The following is a 15,334-nucleotide window of genomic DNA, read 5'->3' as shown; positions in this document are numbered from 1 at the left end:
CTAAATTATAGTCTGGCATCAACAATATCTCTTGGGATAAAAGATTTTGTATCAAATATTACCGAATTACTATTTTTAATGAGCTTACTAAAATCAAGGCTTCTATACTGTTCATGCGCGACAGCAAGTATAATGGCATCATATTTATTATCGATATGATTTATAAGGTTAATATTGTATTCATGCATAACCTCGGCAGTATCAGCCCATGGATCATGAATATCTACCTCAATCCCAAATTGCTGTAGTTCATAATAAATATCCATAACTTTAGTGTTACGAATATCAGGGCAATTTTCTTTAAATGTAATCCCGAGTATTAAAGCATTCGCTTTAGACACTTTATGCTCCTTGTGAATTAAAAGTTTAACAACCTTGTTGGCCACAAACATCCCCATATTGTCATTTACACGGCGCCCTGATAAAATTACTTGTGGATGATAGCCTAATGACTCGGCCTTATGGGCAAGATAATAAGGATCGACACCGATGCAGTGCCCTCCAACCAAGCCTGGTTTATATTTTAAAAAATTCCATTTGGTACCTGCGGCGTCCAAAACATCATGAGTATCAATATTCATCCTGTCAAAAATCAACGCTAATTCATTAACAAAGGAAATATTTACGTCTCTTTGTGCGTTTTCAATAGCTTTTGAAGCTTCTGCAACCTTAATGCTGGGGGCTTTATGCGTCCCCGCTATTATAATTGAACGGTATAATTCATCAACTCTTTCCGCAATTTCGGGTGTTGAACCACTTGTTACTTTTTTAATTTTTGTTAAGGTATTTACCTTATCTCCCGGGTTTATACGTTCCGGAGAGTAGCCTGCAAAAAAATCAATATTAAATGTCAATCCGGATACTTTTTCAAGAACCGGCACACAATCCTCTTCAGTACAGCCAGGATAAACAGTTGATTCATAAATTACCAGATCACCATTTTTTAAAATGGTGCCCAGCATATCCGAAGCCTTTAATAACGGGGTAAGATCCGGCGCATTAAATTTGTTGATTGGCGTAGGTACTGTTACAATAAAAGTATTATAATTTCGCAAATCCTCTTTATTGTCTGAAAACAATAACCCTATACTTCCTTTATCTTTTTTTAAGGATATTACTTTTTGCAGATCTTCTAAATTAGCTTCCTTAGTACGATCAATTGCCTGACTTAATTCCAGAACCCTCGCCTTGTCAATATCAAAACCCAAAACATCGTATTTTTTTGCAAATTCAATTGCAAGTGGTAAACCAACATAGCCTAATCCTATAATAGCTATTTTAGCCTTTTCAGGAAACTTATTGTCGAAAGATGAAACAGTTAGTGCCATTTTAATATATTAATAACATATAATTTGATGAGCTATTTCTTTTTACCGAGCCAAGAACGTTTTTTACTTGGTTTATCTTCATGGTAGTAACCACCACTATAGCCGTAGCCATAACCATAGCCGTAACCATAACCATAACTTCCCGAAGAATAATCAATAGAATTAAATACAATATTCAAATTTTTGAATTTTTTGGTCTTGTATAGCTCATCAACTAACAGAATCTGGTTTTTGAACGTATAATTATGCCGTACAATAAATATAGTGGCGTTTACATATTGACCTAAAATTTGCGCATCAGTAACCAGCCCAATAGGTGGGGCATCAATAATTACAAAATCAAAATCCTTTTGTAAATCTTTAATAAGAGACTCTATCCGTCCGTTAGTTAATAATTCTGCAGGATTAGGAGGAATTGGCCCACTGGTAATTATGTGATAATTAGGCTGCTGAGGAACTTCCCTAATAACATCTTTGTAGCTATAATTTGTTATTAAATAATTAGATAACCCTTTACCATTCTCCATTTGAAGAGCTAAATGAAGTTTAGGTTTCCTAAGATCGAACTCAAGTATAACTACTTTTTTTCCTGACATTGCCAAACTGGCTCCAACATTAAGTGACACGAATGATTTACCTTCACCACTTGTACCTGATGTAAATAACAATATTTTATGCTCCTGTTCAGCGCTTATAAACTGAAGGTTTGTACGTAATGCCCTGATTTGCTCCGATATCATAGACCGGGGTTTTTCTACAACTATAAGCGGGATTGATTCCTCCGAATGTGCAATTTCTGCCAAAATTGGTACTCTGGTTAATTTCTCAATATCTGCCCGTTTGGTTATCTTATTATTTAAAACTTCTCTCAAATAAATAACGATAAACGGCACTATTAAACCCACAATAAAAAAAACCAACATAATTATAGGTTTTACAGGTTTTACAGGCAAAGGTGTACTTCTTGCCTCATCAATAGTACGGCTATCAGGCAAGTTTGATGCTAGTGACATTTCCTGCTCTTCACGCTTTTGAAGCAAAAAGGTAAAAAGAGTATTCTTTATATCTTGTTGCCGCATTACATCAATCAAGCCACGTTCTTTTGATGGGACCTGTTGTATAACTGACTCAAATTTGTTGTTCTTATTTTCTAATTGTTGTTTGGTAACTGATAATCCTGATTGAAGATTTTGAACAGACTGGTCAATGTTAATTTTAAGTGCTTTAATTTGATCGTTAATAGAATTAACAATGGGGTTAGTTTCAGGAATTGTTTGTAATAAACTTTCTTTCCTAAGCTGCGTTTCAGATAATTGATTTACTAAACCTAGTAATGTTGGATCTTCTATACCCAGCATTGAAGGGAGCTTGCCCTGATCTCCCTTTGCACCATGGATATAGCTTTCAATATTTTTTAAAACGCTAAGCTGAATGGTAACTTTACTTAATTCAGCATCATTTTGTTGCACATTTTGAATAAACACCTGCGATTGAGCGCTGATGTCTGTTATCCTATTACTTGATTTATAGCTTTCTACATTTTTTTCAGCAGTCCCCAACTCATCTGCCAGCTTAACCAAACGTTCCTGAATAAATGATAATGTACTCGAAGCAACCTTATTTTTATCTGCAACAGCGGCGTTATTATACTCAGATACTAACTTGTTAAGAATGTCCTCTCCTCTTTTTGGTATGGCATCCTTGTAAGTAATAATAAGAACAGTACCTTCTTTACTTACAGGGGTTATTGTTAAATTTTTACTATATTCATCAAAAAAGTTAGAAAAATTGTTGAAATATACGTCAATTTCATTATTCAGATAGATGGGCTCAATTTGCTTTGTTGCAGTGATCATTACCAATCCAAGTTTTGTTTGAAAGGGGTGATTTAGTAAAAAAACTTTGCCATCAACTTCTACTCTTTTGCTATCCAAGAGCTCTATTTTCAAATAATCGCTATAACTCTTATTGGTTGGTTTTAAAAGTTCAACACTAACCGGAAGATTTTCATAGAGTGGAATTTTCCTTGCCCGTCCATTTTGATAATATGAAACCTGTAATCCTAAAGTTTTTACAACTTTTTCCATTAAAGTATATGATTTAAGGATCTGAATCTCGTTATCAATTACTTTATCGGATGAAAATAAATCCAGGCTTTTTAAAATATCATCTCCTCCGGCACTTGAATTATTTTTATTTTCTTTTATTAATAAATCAGTTTCTATTTGGTATAAAGGAGTGGTGATCTTAATGTAAACAAAGCCTAAAGCAAGAAAAATAATCAGTGATAAAACAAACCACTTCCAATGATGTAAATACTTAAATAAAATTTCCCTTAAATTTACCTGTTGCTCTTCTTCATTAATAATGTTGAAATCATTATCTGTATTCATGTATTGAGTATATTCTAAATTCGTTTAAAAATTATTTAAGCCTAAGTACAAAAAGAGAGATTAAGGTTAGCGCGCTGATAATTATTGGAAGAATTCTATAAGCGTTATCACTTTGAGCTATTTTCCCTTTTCCCTGTTCTACATAAACCACGTCACCCGAGTGCAGGTAGTAATATGGAGAAGTAAATACTTCCCTGTTGTTTAAGTTCACTCTTCCAAACTCTTTTTTTCCATCCACATCCCTTATGATTAAAATGTTCTCGCGTTTACCAAAGATGGTGAGGTCACCAGCCATGCTTAACGCCTCAGGTATGGTAACCTTTTCATTAGGTATTACATACACCGAAGGGTGTGCTACTTCACCCATTACCGATATTTTGTAGTTCAAAAAACGTACGTTTACAGTTGGCTCTTTCAAATAAAACTTCAATCTGTTTTTTATAGTATCCCTGGCTATAGAAGTTGTAAGCCCTCCAACTTTAACATTGCCAATAATAGGAACTTCAATTATTCCAGCATCATCCACTAAAAACCCAGTTGCTGTTGATTGGGCAAGTCCGGGTGTGGTGCCGGATCCACCGGCAACCGAGCTATTATCGCTGGTGCCACTTGAGCCTGAAAATGGGTTAAAGAAACTGCTGGCTGCCGGGCTTAATGAGCTAATGGGGATGGAGAGAATATCTCCGGGTTGTATTTTAGGAGTATAAGCTTTTGCTACGTTAAGCGTATCTGATTGATTATTTGTCTTTTGAAAATAGATATATTTTTTTTGATCGGCACAAGAAGTTATTGTTATTATGAAAGCCAGAAATAAAAATATATTCAGGGAAAGATTTCTTTTCATACTTGGTGTTTACATGGATAGTTACTAATCTTTTAGAATAGCATTCGGGTTAAAAGTATATATTTTTAAGGAAACGCAAAAATTTTATTCGAGCAGGCAGGTGGTTCTAAACTCTTAACTTAATTATCTTCTTATCCCCAATTTACATTTTTCATCCATGTAAACTTGCTGAACCGGTAATATTATATTCATATTATTATTTTATTTTTTTTATGTAAATAAATTAATCTAAAACAATTATTTTGTTTAAATGACTGTTCCTAATTCTCTTCTTGAAAGCGACAATTCAACAGATACAAATACAAAGTGTTTTATTTATTTTTAAAAAAAATGTAACGGCTTTAGTTTTAACTCAATAAATTTAACAAGTCGGTTTTTGAAAGAGAATTTAAGAAAGATGTCTCTGTTTTTATCAGGTCATTAGCCAGATCGCTTTTTGAGTCCTGCATTAACCGGATCTTTTCTTCAATAGTATCCGGACAAATGAGCCTTACGGCAACAATATTTTTATCCTGCCCTATCCGGTGACAACGGTCAATAGCCTGGTTTTCCACTGCGGGGTTCCACCAGGGATCAACAAGATATACATAATCTGCTTCAGTCAAATTAAGGCCGGTACCCCCTGCTTTTAAACTAATCAGGAAAACACGGACCTCAGCATTGTTTTGAAACTCCTCAATAACTGCCTGCCGGTTACGGGTTTGGCCTGTTAGATAACTAAAACCAATGTTTCTACCTGTCAATTCTTTTCTTATAAGATCAAGCATAGATACAAACTGGGAAAACACCAGGATCTTATGCTGCGGCATTTTGCCTTCAATCTCTTCAATCAGCGTTTCAATTTTTGACGAGGCGTTGCCGGGCATCTTCTCCCCTTTTATCAACAATGGTGAATCGCAGATCTGCCGGAGCCTGGTAATGCCTTTCAAAACATTCATGGGGGTCTTCTTCAAAATATCTCCGGTTGTTGCCGATACATAGTCCCTGAATTCTTTTTCATAAGCATTATAAATAATCCGCTGTTCGCCTTTCATTTCGCAATAAAGCACCATCTCTGTTTTTTCGGGCAGATCAGGGGCTACCTGTTGCTTTGTTCGCCTAAGGATAAAAGGTTTGATCTTATTTTGCAGTTCCAGAGCCCTTTTGCTGCTTTTAAACATATCAATAGGTGTAGAATAGATCTGTTTGAAATATAATTTACTGCCAAGCAATCCCGGGCAGGCAAACGAGAGCTGTCCATAAAGATCGAATGTATTATTCTCTATGGGGGTACCTGTGAGCACAATTTTATTCCGGGATTTTAACAGGCAGGACGCCTTATATCTTTGAGATTCCGGGTTCTTGATCTGTTGTGATTCATCAAGAAAAACGTAATTGAATTCATAATCTTTCAAAAAAATAATATCAGCAAGTAAAGTGCCGTATGATGTAAGCACAACTTCATATTGGTCAAAGTCAGTGGTATTTTTGATGCGGTCTGCACCATAAATGGTGTACACTTTGATAGATGGCGCAAATTTTTCTATTTCATGCTGCCAGTTATAGATCAGTGAAGTCGGCACAACAACCAGGTTGGTATTATGCTTAACTTTTACTCTTTGCGAAAGAATGAAAGCAATAATCTGCACTGTTTTCCCTAAGCCCATGTCATCCGCCAGGCAGCCGCCAAAATTAAAATCATCCAGAAAATTAAGCCAGCTAAGGCCTTGCAGCTGGTAATGCCTTAGGCTGCCAATAAAACCATCCGGTACATCAACAGATTTAACGGAATCAAAATTATCCAGCTTTTTATGATAGATGCTGATCTCATCTCTAACTTTTTCATCCAGCATGGCGGCATCAAACAATTGTTCAATAGCTATGAAATTACTTTTGGAGATTTGCAGGGTTTCATCATCCGCAATTTCGCCGGAGTTGAAATAATTGGTAAACTTTTCTATCCACGCGGCAGGCATAATGCCAGTTGTGCCATCATCAAGCTGCACATATTTTGTTTTGTTTTTTACCGCACGATAGATCTGTTTAAGGGCCGCACGCTTTTTTCCGAACTGCACATTTACTGCAACGTTAAACCAGTTGAACCCGCTTAATATCTTTATATTTATTTTAACCTTGTTTGGATTTAGCTTATTCCCTTCCAGCTCATTAAAGCCCAATACTGTTATTTTTTGATTGCGCCAGTCATCAAACACATTTAAAAACCAGTCTTCATCCAAAAAGCGCTTCTTATGCAGATAGAAATAATACAGGTCGTTGTCCAGTTGCTCTTCAAAATAAGGGTGTTGTTTTACCAGCAATGCAGTAAAATCAACTTCATCGGTATCATTTCGTTTAACCAAAAATTGTTTTCCTTTATTATCTACGGAGTAGATCTGCTTTTTGGTGCGTACAGAGATCTCAACCTCTCCGTACCGCATTACCGGGATGATCATCACGTGGGCACCAAAATCTGAAAGGTAAATTATTCTTTCCACTTCGTTATCAAAGCCCTGTTGTTTTAACTGAACAGGCGTAGCCGTTGGAATATGTTTATAATCAACAGCTACCTTGTCTTCCAGTTTTGATAACAATTGCTTCTGAAACTCATCAAATTTTGAAGTATGTACTAAAATATTATCTTGCTTTTTGGTTAACAGGCTAATTATATTAAGCTGCTGCAGGTTATTTACCAGGTACAGCCCTTCGTTATCGGATATAAAATAGGTGAATTTTATTTTCAGGTCCTTTACCTCATAAACTTTACCGTCAATTCCCAAAGTGCCTGATAATTCAAAAAACTGATCTTTTGGCTCAACGGCTAATTTTACCTCTTCGCTTAGCAAACCAACTTTTACCGGCACAACCGAACTGGCAGTTATATTTTCTGATACCTCACTGTCGTGGTAATAAAAGTCATACCCCATGGGGTTTTTAACAATTGCTTTTAAAGCTGTTATATCGGCATCGCTTGCCACTTTATTAAGGTGATTCTGAAATTTATGAATCCCGGTAAAAAATTTCAGTTGTGCCGGGTCTTCGGTCTCCCAGATAAAATCAAGCGGGGCAAGAGCGGTAAGGGGATTTTTTATCTTCCCCTCTTTACTAAATTGAGCTTTATAAAGCTCAATAAAAAGATATCCATAATACTTATGCTGTTTTAACACCACAAAAACCGTGCTTTCTTCCGTATCCAAAGGGCCTGCATCAGGCGCGATTACGGCCTTTAGCAACCCCATGCTTTCCCTGGTCACCGGCATTAACGCAGATGAATGTGGAGTTATAGTTAGTTGGTTATTGGCATATTCTATTTTAAAAAAACTATCAAGATCTGGCTCCTGCTCCAGGCCGTAATCAGCAGCAAATCGTCTCAGCTTTTCAAAACGCAGTTTTTTATCAAAAAAAATACAAAACTCGTCCCTTTTAATTATAGCAAATAGTATGGCAGACTGGTGTTCGCATAGCCTTTCACCCTTAATACCACATTCGCAGGTTAAGTTTAGCTGATCCTGTTTTTGTACAACGGTTACGTCAGGAAAGGCAGACTTTAAATATTTATTGGTAAATGTGCCCTGGTTAATCGCAAGCTCAACAGGAAATACGTGGCGGCTATCCACCTGGTCAGTATAGATGCCGGCAATATTATGCTGCGCAATAATAGTTTCGGTTAATACATTGATTGTAATATCTTCAAAAATAAGAGCATGATCTCCCGAAGTATTTTCCTTGTTTCTGCGTAGCTTGCCCAATAGAATTAATTACACCTGTGAATGGGTAAATATCCGAACAATTATTAATACTTAAAACTAATGATTAATAGAAACCATTGGGATAGATCTATAACAGCAGCTTATTATTACCAATATTAAACACACTACTGAGGCAATTGTCCTTACCTGGTGTAACAGCAGCCAGGGTTGTTCAAACCGGATCCTCTGCTCATAGATACTTTTAACGGATGCATGCTCCAGGTTAAAGTTTGACAATGCGTCATTTAATGGAACATTACCAAATATAGTTACACCAAATACACCAATTGCATATATTATAGCAGCTGCAAGTAAAAGTAAAAACCTGGTTGAAAGTGGCTGCTCAAAGTTTAAATACGTGCTTAATGGAAGCAATAGTAATGTCCCTAAAAAGCTTACAAAGAATAAAGGGTTAAGTATTGCAATATTGATAGATTGCATTGCGGCAAGATATTCCTTATCAGGCAAGCGGCCCAAACCAATATTTACCGAACAGCTGTATGCATAAAACAAGCCTGCAATAAGGCCTGTAGCTGTTGCGGTTATAATCAAAATTATATTTGTCATATTTTTACTTTTCATAACAAGCGCAGTTAATCTCTAAATGTTTTTATGTAGTTGGCTATTGCTTGTATTTGCTCCGGGCTTAGCCCTTTCTTCCATTTTGGCATTATCCAGTTGCCATTAGCAATGGCCTTTATCAAAGCATCGTTATCCAGCTTGCTTTTACGCAAATTTTTGGCGCCGTAAGCACCTTTAGTCCCGTCGTTACCGTGACAACTAGTACAGTTTTTTTCGAATAATACTTTACCGTTCATTTCAACCGGTGACTTTTGAGCCATGGCTGACAGTTGGAATCCTATCCAGATAATTAAAATAAAGAAGACAAGCAATTTTGCCGATGTGTGCGGGATTTTAAAAATAAGTGATTTCATCGCGTTTACCTTTTCAGACAAAAATGCGACGATATAAAATTTAAAAATAGAACAAAACCGCCAGGCGGCGATTATTTCAAAACTTCAGAAAAGTTTTCTACTACCTCGTTTGTTTGTTTTTGGTATTGATTGGGTGATAAGCCGGAAAATTCTTTAAACGAGCGGATAAAGTGCGATTGATCGGCATAATCCTGTTCATAGGCAATATCAGAGAGCTTATTATAATCTGTTTTACGCAATTGTTTTAATGATGACTGAAACCTGCAGATCCTTGAAAATAATTTAGGCGCGATGCCTGTATACTGCTTAAAATTACGGAGAAAGCTCCGTTCTGATAATTGCAGGTGGCTTTGCAATTTTCCTAAGTCTATATTCCCCTTTGTTTGTATAATTTGATTCAGCGCATATTCCATCGTTGAATTTTCTTTTCGGTTATTCCTGTTTAGTTGCGATGACAGGTAGGCAGATAAGATTTCGACTTTTTTATTTGCAGATGTGGCTTCAGCAAGTTGATTGGATAAGTTAAAGCCATGCCTGTTAGTCAACAAATTTATATCAACACATAAATCTGTAAGCTCCTCCGCATTTTCATTAAATACACATTGCAGTGCATTTGGTTGAAAATATATACCGACAGTGTTAAAGGTACCCGCCAGGCTGATCTCTGCATACCGGGTAGTTTGTCCGAACAAAAAGAGCTCAGGTAGCTGTTTCTCCTGTTGATAAAATGTTCCATTATCCGCATGCTGATAAATTATGCCGGGGCAGCCATCTGCCATAGTTCTGAATGTTTTCTGCTGTTCATTTTCTGAACTGCCTTCTAACGTCCAAAAATACCTGACAACAGATTGCAAAGCAGGTGGCGGCATTATTGTTTGAAACAGCATGTTAAGCGAGATGTAATCCTTTATTATCTACAAAAGTAAATATACGGGATTAATCCAAATATTTTGAATCGCCTAACATGCTGAATTACTCATTATACATTTTCCAATCCGTATTTTTTTAACACATGCTGTGGTACTCCTTCCCATTTACCGGGTGCGTTTCCCTGGTAACCCAGGTCCTGGATCCCCATTTTACTTGTAAAAAAACCAATGGCTGTAAGCTCGCGCATTTTATTAAAAAAGGCAACTCCCTGTTGCATTGCGGGTTTTGCCATCATGGGGTAAGCAATCTCATCCAGTAATGTGGTTTGTTGTTTTGCAGTGCAATCTATAAAGGCGTTGCTATACCTGTTCAGGCACTGTACATCAAGCCAGCGAAGCCCGCCGCGCATTGGTAATTGGTGTTCGGGTTCGTCCTTTACAATAAACTCAATAAAATCGGTAACCTTTGCATCAGAAGCACAGCCGCTTTTGGCATCCTTTGGTATAATAAGATCAGCCAAAATGGTAATTGTTGCCAATTCATGCTGATTAAAAAATGTTTCCTTTAGTATTGTTTCATCTCTTGTAACCTCAAAATCCTGTCGCCCTGTTTTATCTGTCTTTATATCACTTTTATTTTCACCAGGTGTTTTGCAAGCGGCTAAAAGTGTGCCTGCTGAAAGTGTACCGATGCCTATTGCTTTTAAACTATCTCTTCTGTTCATGATCTGGTTTGTTTTGGGTTAAACATTTTGTTTTTTGCGCTGGTCAATAATATATTCAGCAGTTCGCATTGCAAGTGCAAGGATTGTCCATGTTGGATTTTTTTCAGACTGTTGGGTAAAAACAGAACCATCTGTTACAAACAGGTTTTTACAATCGTGCGTTTGCCCCCATTTATTTAAGGCTGACCTTTTAGGATCATCACCCATACGGACCGTACCAACTTCATGAATTCCTTTACCCGGCTTATCCAATCCATAGTTTGTTTCCGGCCCTGCAGGCTGCATCAACGGGATCCCACCCATCTCTTTTATAACAGCTTGCGCTGTTTGCTGCATATGTTTTGCCTGGTTTATCTCATCCGTATTCCATTTGTACCTGAACCGCAAAACCGGGATGCCATATTTATCTACCACCGTTGGATCGATCTCACAATAATTATCTTCCCTCGCAGTAGCAGTACCGTGACAGCCGAAACCCGCCATTGTGCCGTAAAAGCGGCGATAGTCATTTTTAAGTGTAGCGCCATAGCCGCCACCGGGCTTCATTTTTCCGTCTGCACCGGGTAAATAGCCGTTTAAATAAGGTACTGTTGTTCCTTCAAAGCCAAAATAGCCGCCATAGCCGGGCATCATCATGCCGCCAAATATTTCAAGGTGATATCCTCTGGGGAAATCCAGCTTCTTATTATCCAGCCACCATGGCGCATAAAGATGCAGGCTGCCCACGCCATCTTCATTAAATCTCTCCCTATCTAATAGCTGCGGTAAAATAGCTACTCCTGCTCCCTGTGTTGAGTCGTGCAGATATTTACCAACTACATTGCTGCTATTGGCCAATCCATTGGGATGTTGCGTCGATTTTGAATTGAGCAGTATCCTTGCCGACTCACAAGTACTTGCCGCCAGTATTACAGTTTTGGCATTTACCTGGTATTCCTGCATGTCGTCTTTACTAATATAGGACACACCTGTAGCCACTCCCTCATTATTTGTCAGTATTTCACGAACAACCGAATTTGTTAACACCGTAAGATTCCCGGTTTTCAGAGCCGGGATCACCAGGCATGATGAGGCGGAGAAATCGCCGTAGATCTTACAGCTGCGGTTACATTGCCCGCAAAAGAAACAGGCTCCCCTATCCTTATTGCCCGGCAAAGGTGCAGTAAGCACTGAACCACGGCCAGCTATTACCTTAATCCCCAATCTTGTAGCCGCTTTTTTTACAAACAGCTCATTAAGGCGGGGTTTTGGAGCGGGAAGAAAGATGCCGTCAGGGTCGTTTTCCATGCCTTCCATTGATCCATAAACACCAATCAACCGGTCTACCTTGTCATAATAAGGTTTGATCTCGTCATAAGTTATTGGCCAATCGTCACCAACATCATAGTTGGTTTTACATTTAAAATCTTTTGGACCCATGCGTAATGAGATGCGTCCCCAATGGTTAGTTCGCCCACCCAACATTTTAGCGCGGAACCATTGAAATTCTGATCCATCCTTTTGCGTGTAAGGCTCCCCTTCAATTTGCCAGCCACCATACGAGGCATCAAAATCGCCCATAGGGCGGGTAGCGTTGCCACCCCTCCGCGGTGACTCATAAGGCCATTTCAATTGCTGCGAATCTTTTGCGGGGTCAAAGAATGGCCCGGCCTCCAGCATTAACACCTTTATTCCGGCATTTGCCAGTACATAACCAGACATACCGCCGCCAGCACCCGAACCGATAATGACCACATCATATACGGTTGATAGTTTTTTTATCTGCATTTTATTAATGATTTAGGTAAGATCAGGCCATTCTACCGGCTTTTTCAACTAGATTTTTTGTGGCTGTAACTCCTGCGTAGTCATCCAGGTATTTCGCGTCCTGGCTATACATTTTTAACAAGCCGCCTTCATATTCAATACTTACCCAGCCATTAAAGCCCGAATCTTTAATGATCTTAAACATTTTATAAAAATCTGTTTCTGCATCATCGCCCGCTGTGGTAAAAAAATGTGATTTAGCGTGAACACCCTTTGCAAAGGGCATCAGTTCGGTTATGCCTTTGTATTTATCATATTCTTCCAGGCATTTTGTTTTCATATAGCCTGCAATATCATTGGTTTCGGGTTTGGTGCGGTTTATACAAAAATTACCAAAATCGGCCAGTGTGCCACAGTGTTTGCTGTTAACCTGTTTCATAACACCGGCAAGCCATGCAGCGTTGCAGGAAATGCCTACGTGATTTTCTACAATAACATCAATATGCTGTTTACTGCCATATTCTATTAATTTACCCAGACTATCAACCGCAGCCTTTGCAACGTCCGCAGGCGCACCCTCACCCTCTACATTAACCCTGATCATCGGGCAGCCTAAAGTTGCGGCGGCGTCTATCCATTTATAATGGCCTTCTACAGCTTTTAGGCGTACAGCTTCGTTTAAATCGCCCAATACCCCTTCACCATCCACCATAATGCGCAGGTTATAGCTCCCGGCATCTGCCGAACGTTTTTTAAGATCATTTAAAAACTGCTGATCTCTTGCCTTGTCTGCAAAAAACATGGAACAATAATCCAGACCTGAGATCCCCAGCTCTTTTGCCTTCGCTGCAAAATCAAGCGGGTTAAGCTTTTGGGTCCAAAACTGGCTGGCAAAAGAAAACTGGGAAATGGATATTTTAAAAAACAGTTCTTTACTTGTATCGGCAAACAAAGATCCGGGTAAAGCGGCGGCTAAACCTAAACCTGTCGCGCCCACCGCGGCTTGTTTTACAAAGTGTCTTCGGTTAATTTTCATTCTAATTGGCTTAATGGTTAATTCTATTTAGTGAATTTTACAAAATGAAGATAAAAAGAATATTCTATTATTTAGTAATTTTTACTAAATAATTATTTTCATTAAAAATTAAGCTTAGGAATGCTACTTTTATGGCATGAAAACGCAGGCAGAGTTTGAAGATTTTGTACATAACGGGCATCTGCACTATGTACCCCATGTGTCATTAGACTGTGCAATTTTTGGATACCACGAACAACAATTAAAACTGCTGCTCATAAAACATAAAGCTATTAACGGCTGGTGCCTGCCTGGCGGCTACATTAAACGCACCGAAAAACTGGTAGAAGCAGCTAACCGGAATGTTAAGGAACGAACCGGCATTGATAATTTATTTTTACAGCAATTTAAAACATTTGGCGATCCGGACCGTGCCCGGCTCGCAGAGTTTGATGAAGAAGTATGGTTTAAGGCAACCGGCCTAAGGATCACAAAAGACAGCTGGCTGATAGATCAAACCATATCAATAGGCTTTTATGCTATAACAGATTTTTCAAAAACCGTTTTGCAGACAGACATAATGACTACAAAGTGCGCATGGTTTGATATAAATGAGCTGCCTAAGCTGGAATTTGACCACGATGAAATGGTTAAAGAAGCATTGCATACTATGCGGGTACAGCTTTACCACTACCCTATAGGCTACAACATGCTACCCGAAAAATTCACGCTTACCGAGATCCATGCGCTTTACGAAACATTATCAGGCAAAAAGTTGGACGTAAGTAATTTTCCAAAAAAGCTGATGGCGCTTGGGCTTTTGAAAAAGCTGGATGAGAAACGGAGCATAGGGCCGCACCGCTCGCCGCATCTTTATATTTTTGATAAAGAAAAATATGAAGCAGCGTTAAAAAATGGGGTGGTTTTAAGCTGATCTCAGTCGCCCTCTTCCAGGCGTTTTAATACGTAAGGCGCAATAATACTTTTTGCACTTTCAGGGCTGGGATGAATGCCATCAGGCACGTATTTAAGGTAGAGATCTTTTCCCTGGTCAAGGATCCTTTGCCAATGCGGATAGTGATCAATTAACAGCAGTCTTCGGTCAACTGCCACCTGCCTGTACATTTCGTAATAGGCAGTAAGATTTGGTCTTGCCTCCGCATGTACGTTAATGGGGATATCCATCACCTGTAATATTACCTCGCATGCCGGATTATATAATTTAATCCTGTCGATCATATAAATCAAATTAAGCCGGGCTAACGCAGGCGATGTCTTATAATTAAGGAAAGCATCATTCATCCCAAACTCAATCATCACTGCATCAGGTTTTTTGTTGATCACACTATCTTCCAGGTTTTGTATGCCCCAGCCAGACCACATGGCACTTTTGGCAGCATTGAGCACTGTTAAGTTTCCACCGTATTTTTTATTTAGTCCAGTGCCTATAGAATCAACCCAGGCCCGGCCGCCATCTCCGGCAGTAAGGCTTGTTCCATATACCACCAAAACCTGGTGTTTACCTTTTCGTAAATTTTTAACCAATTGCGATTGTGCAAAAACGTGTGAGGATAAAAAGATAGCTATAACAATGATCTTAAAGACTAATGATTTCATTTTTCAAATATAAATTCTGCGACGATCTATTTAGATTTAAATGTTACAATTTATTTGACGATGTATAAACTACGCCATTTAACCCCACTCAAATCTTTTTATCTTATTAATAATAAAAAACTGCGTTCTTCATACCC

The 15,334-nt window shown here is 38.4% G+C and carries 12 protein-coding genes; 1 reads left to right on the top strand and 11 read right to left on the bottom strand.

Features of this window, described 5'->3' with window-relative positions; all coding sequences use genetic code 11:
- Positions 1 to 5: 5 nt before the first annotated feature.
- From BUE31_RS01065 to BUE31_RS01020, 10 genes are all read right to left on the bottom strand, one after another.
- The gene (locus BUE31_RS01065; RefSeq protein WP_073399427.1) at positions 6 to 1,328 is read right to left on the bottom strand and encodes a nucleotide sugar dehydrogenase; all 1,323 of its coding nucleotides are present in this window, start codon (positions 1,326 to 1,328) and stop codon (positions 6 to 8) included.
- Between the two features lie 32 nt (positions 1,329 to 1,360).
- Positions 1,361 to 3,721, bottom strand: coding sequence for a GumC family protein (locus BUE31_RS01060; RefSeq protein WP_073399425.1), 2,361 nt, complete (start codon positions 3,719 to 3,721; stop codon positions 1,361 to 1,363).
- A gap of 31 nt (positions 3,722 to 3,752) precedes the next feature.
- Positions 3,753 to 4,565: a polysaccharide biosynthesis/export family protein gene (locus BUE31_RS01055; protein WP_073399423.1), complete on the bottom strand. Its 813-nt coding sequence runs from the start codon at positions 4,563 to 4,565 to the stop codon at positions 3,753 to 3,755.
- Between the two features lie 347 nt (positions 4,566 to 4,912).
- The gene (locus BUE31_RS01050; protein ID WP_234997722.1) at positions 4,913 to 8,290 is read right to left on the bottom strand and encodes a DEAD/DEAH box helicase; all 3,378 of its coding nucleotides are present in this window, start codon (positions 8,288 to 8,290) and stop codon (positions 4,913 to 4,915) included.
- A 57-nt stretch (positions 8,291 to 8,347) separates the two neighbouring features.
- Positions 8,348 to 8,872 carry an anthrone oxygenase family protein gene (locus BUE31_RS01045; protein WP_200801842.1) on the bottom strand — a complete coding sequence of 175 codons (525 nt, stop codon included), beginning with the start codon at positions 8,870 to 8,872 and terminating at the stop codon, positions 8,348 to 8,350.
- 11 nt (positions 8,873 to 8,883) lie between these two features.
- Positions 8,884 to 9,225, bottom strand: a complete 342-nt coding sequence (locus tag BUE31_RS01040; protein ID WP_073399421.1) for a c-type cytochrome — start codon at positions 9,223 to 9,225, stop codon at positions 8,884 to 8,886.
- 71 nt (positions 9,226 to 9,296) lie between these two features.
- Positions 9,297 to 10,112 carry a response regulator transcription factor gene (locus BUE31_RS01035; protein WP_073399419.1) on the bottom strand — a complete coding sequence of 272 codons (816 nt, stop codon included), beginning with the start codon at positions 10,110 to 10,112 and terminating at the stop codon, positions 9,297 to 9,299.
- Positions 10,113 to 10,204: 92 nt separating this feature from the next.
- Positions 10,205 to 10,819 carry a gluconate 2-dehydrogenase subunit 3 family protein gene (locus BUE31_RS01030; RefSeq protein ID WP_073399417.1) on the bottom strand — a complete coding sequence of 205 codons (615 nt, stop codon included), beginning with the start codon at positions 10,817 to 10,819 and terminating at the stop codon, positions 10,205 to 10,207.
- Between the two features lie 18 nt (positions 10,820 to 10,837).
- Entirely contained in the window at positions 10,838 to 12,586 is a 1,749-nt protein-coding gene (locus BUE31_RS01025) for a GMC family oxidoreductase (RefSeq protein ID WP_073399415.1), read from the bottom strand.
- Between the two features lie 22 nt (positions 12,587 to 12,608).
- Positions 12,609 to 13,601 carry a sugar phosphate isomerase/epimerase family protein gene (locus BUE31_RS01020; protein WP_073399413.1) on the bottom strand — a complete coding sequence of 331 codons (993 nt, stop codon included), beginning with the start codon at positions 13,599 to 13,601 and terminating at the stop codon, positions 12,609 to 12,611.
- A gap of 136 nt (positions 13,602 to 13,737) precedes the next feature.
- Here BUE31_RS01020 and BUE31_RS01015 point away from each other — a divergent pair, with 136 nt between their 5' ends.
- Positions 13,738 to 14,514 carry an NUDIX hydrolase gene (locus BUE31_RS01015; RefSeq protein ID WP_073399411.1) on the top strand — a complete coding sequence of 259 codons (777 nt, stop codon included), beginning with the start codon at positions 13,738 to 13,740 and terminating at the stop codon, positions 14,512 to 14,514.
- A gap of 2 nt (positions 14,515 to 14,516) precedes the next feature.
- Here the strand turns inward: BUE31_RS01015 and BUE31_RS01010 are convergent, their stop codons facing one another.
- On the bottom strand, positions 14,517 to 15,197 hold the full coding sequence (locus BUE31_RS01010) for an SGNH/GDSL hydrolase family protein (protein WP_073399409.1): 681 nt from the start codon (positions 15,195 to 15,197) through the stop codon (positions 14,517 to 14,519).
- Positions 15,198 to 15,334: the final 137 nt, after the last annotated feature.

This window comes from Mucilaginibacter sp. OK098 (assembly GCF_900142915.1).
Classification (GTDB): Bacteria; Bacteroidota; Bacteroidia; order Sphingobacteriales; family Sphingobacteriaceae; genus Mucilaginibacter.
The sequence above is the reverse complement of the archived record's forward strand: the minus strand, read 5'-3'. Positions and strand labels throughout refer to the sequence as shown.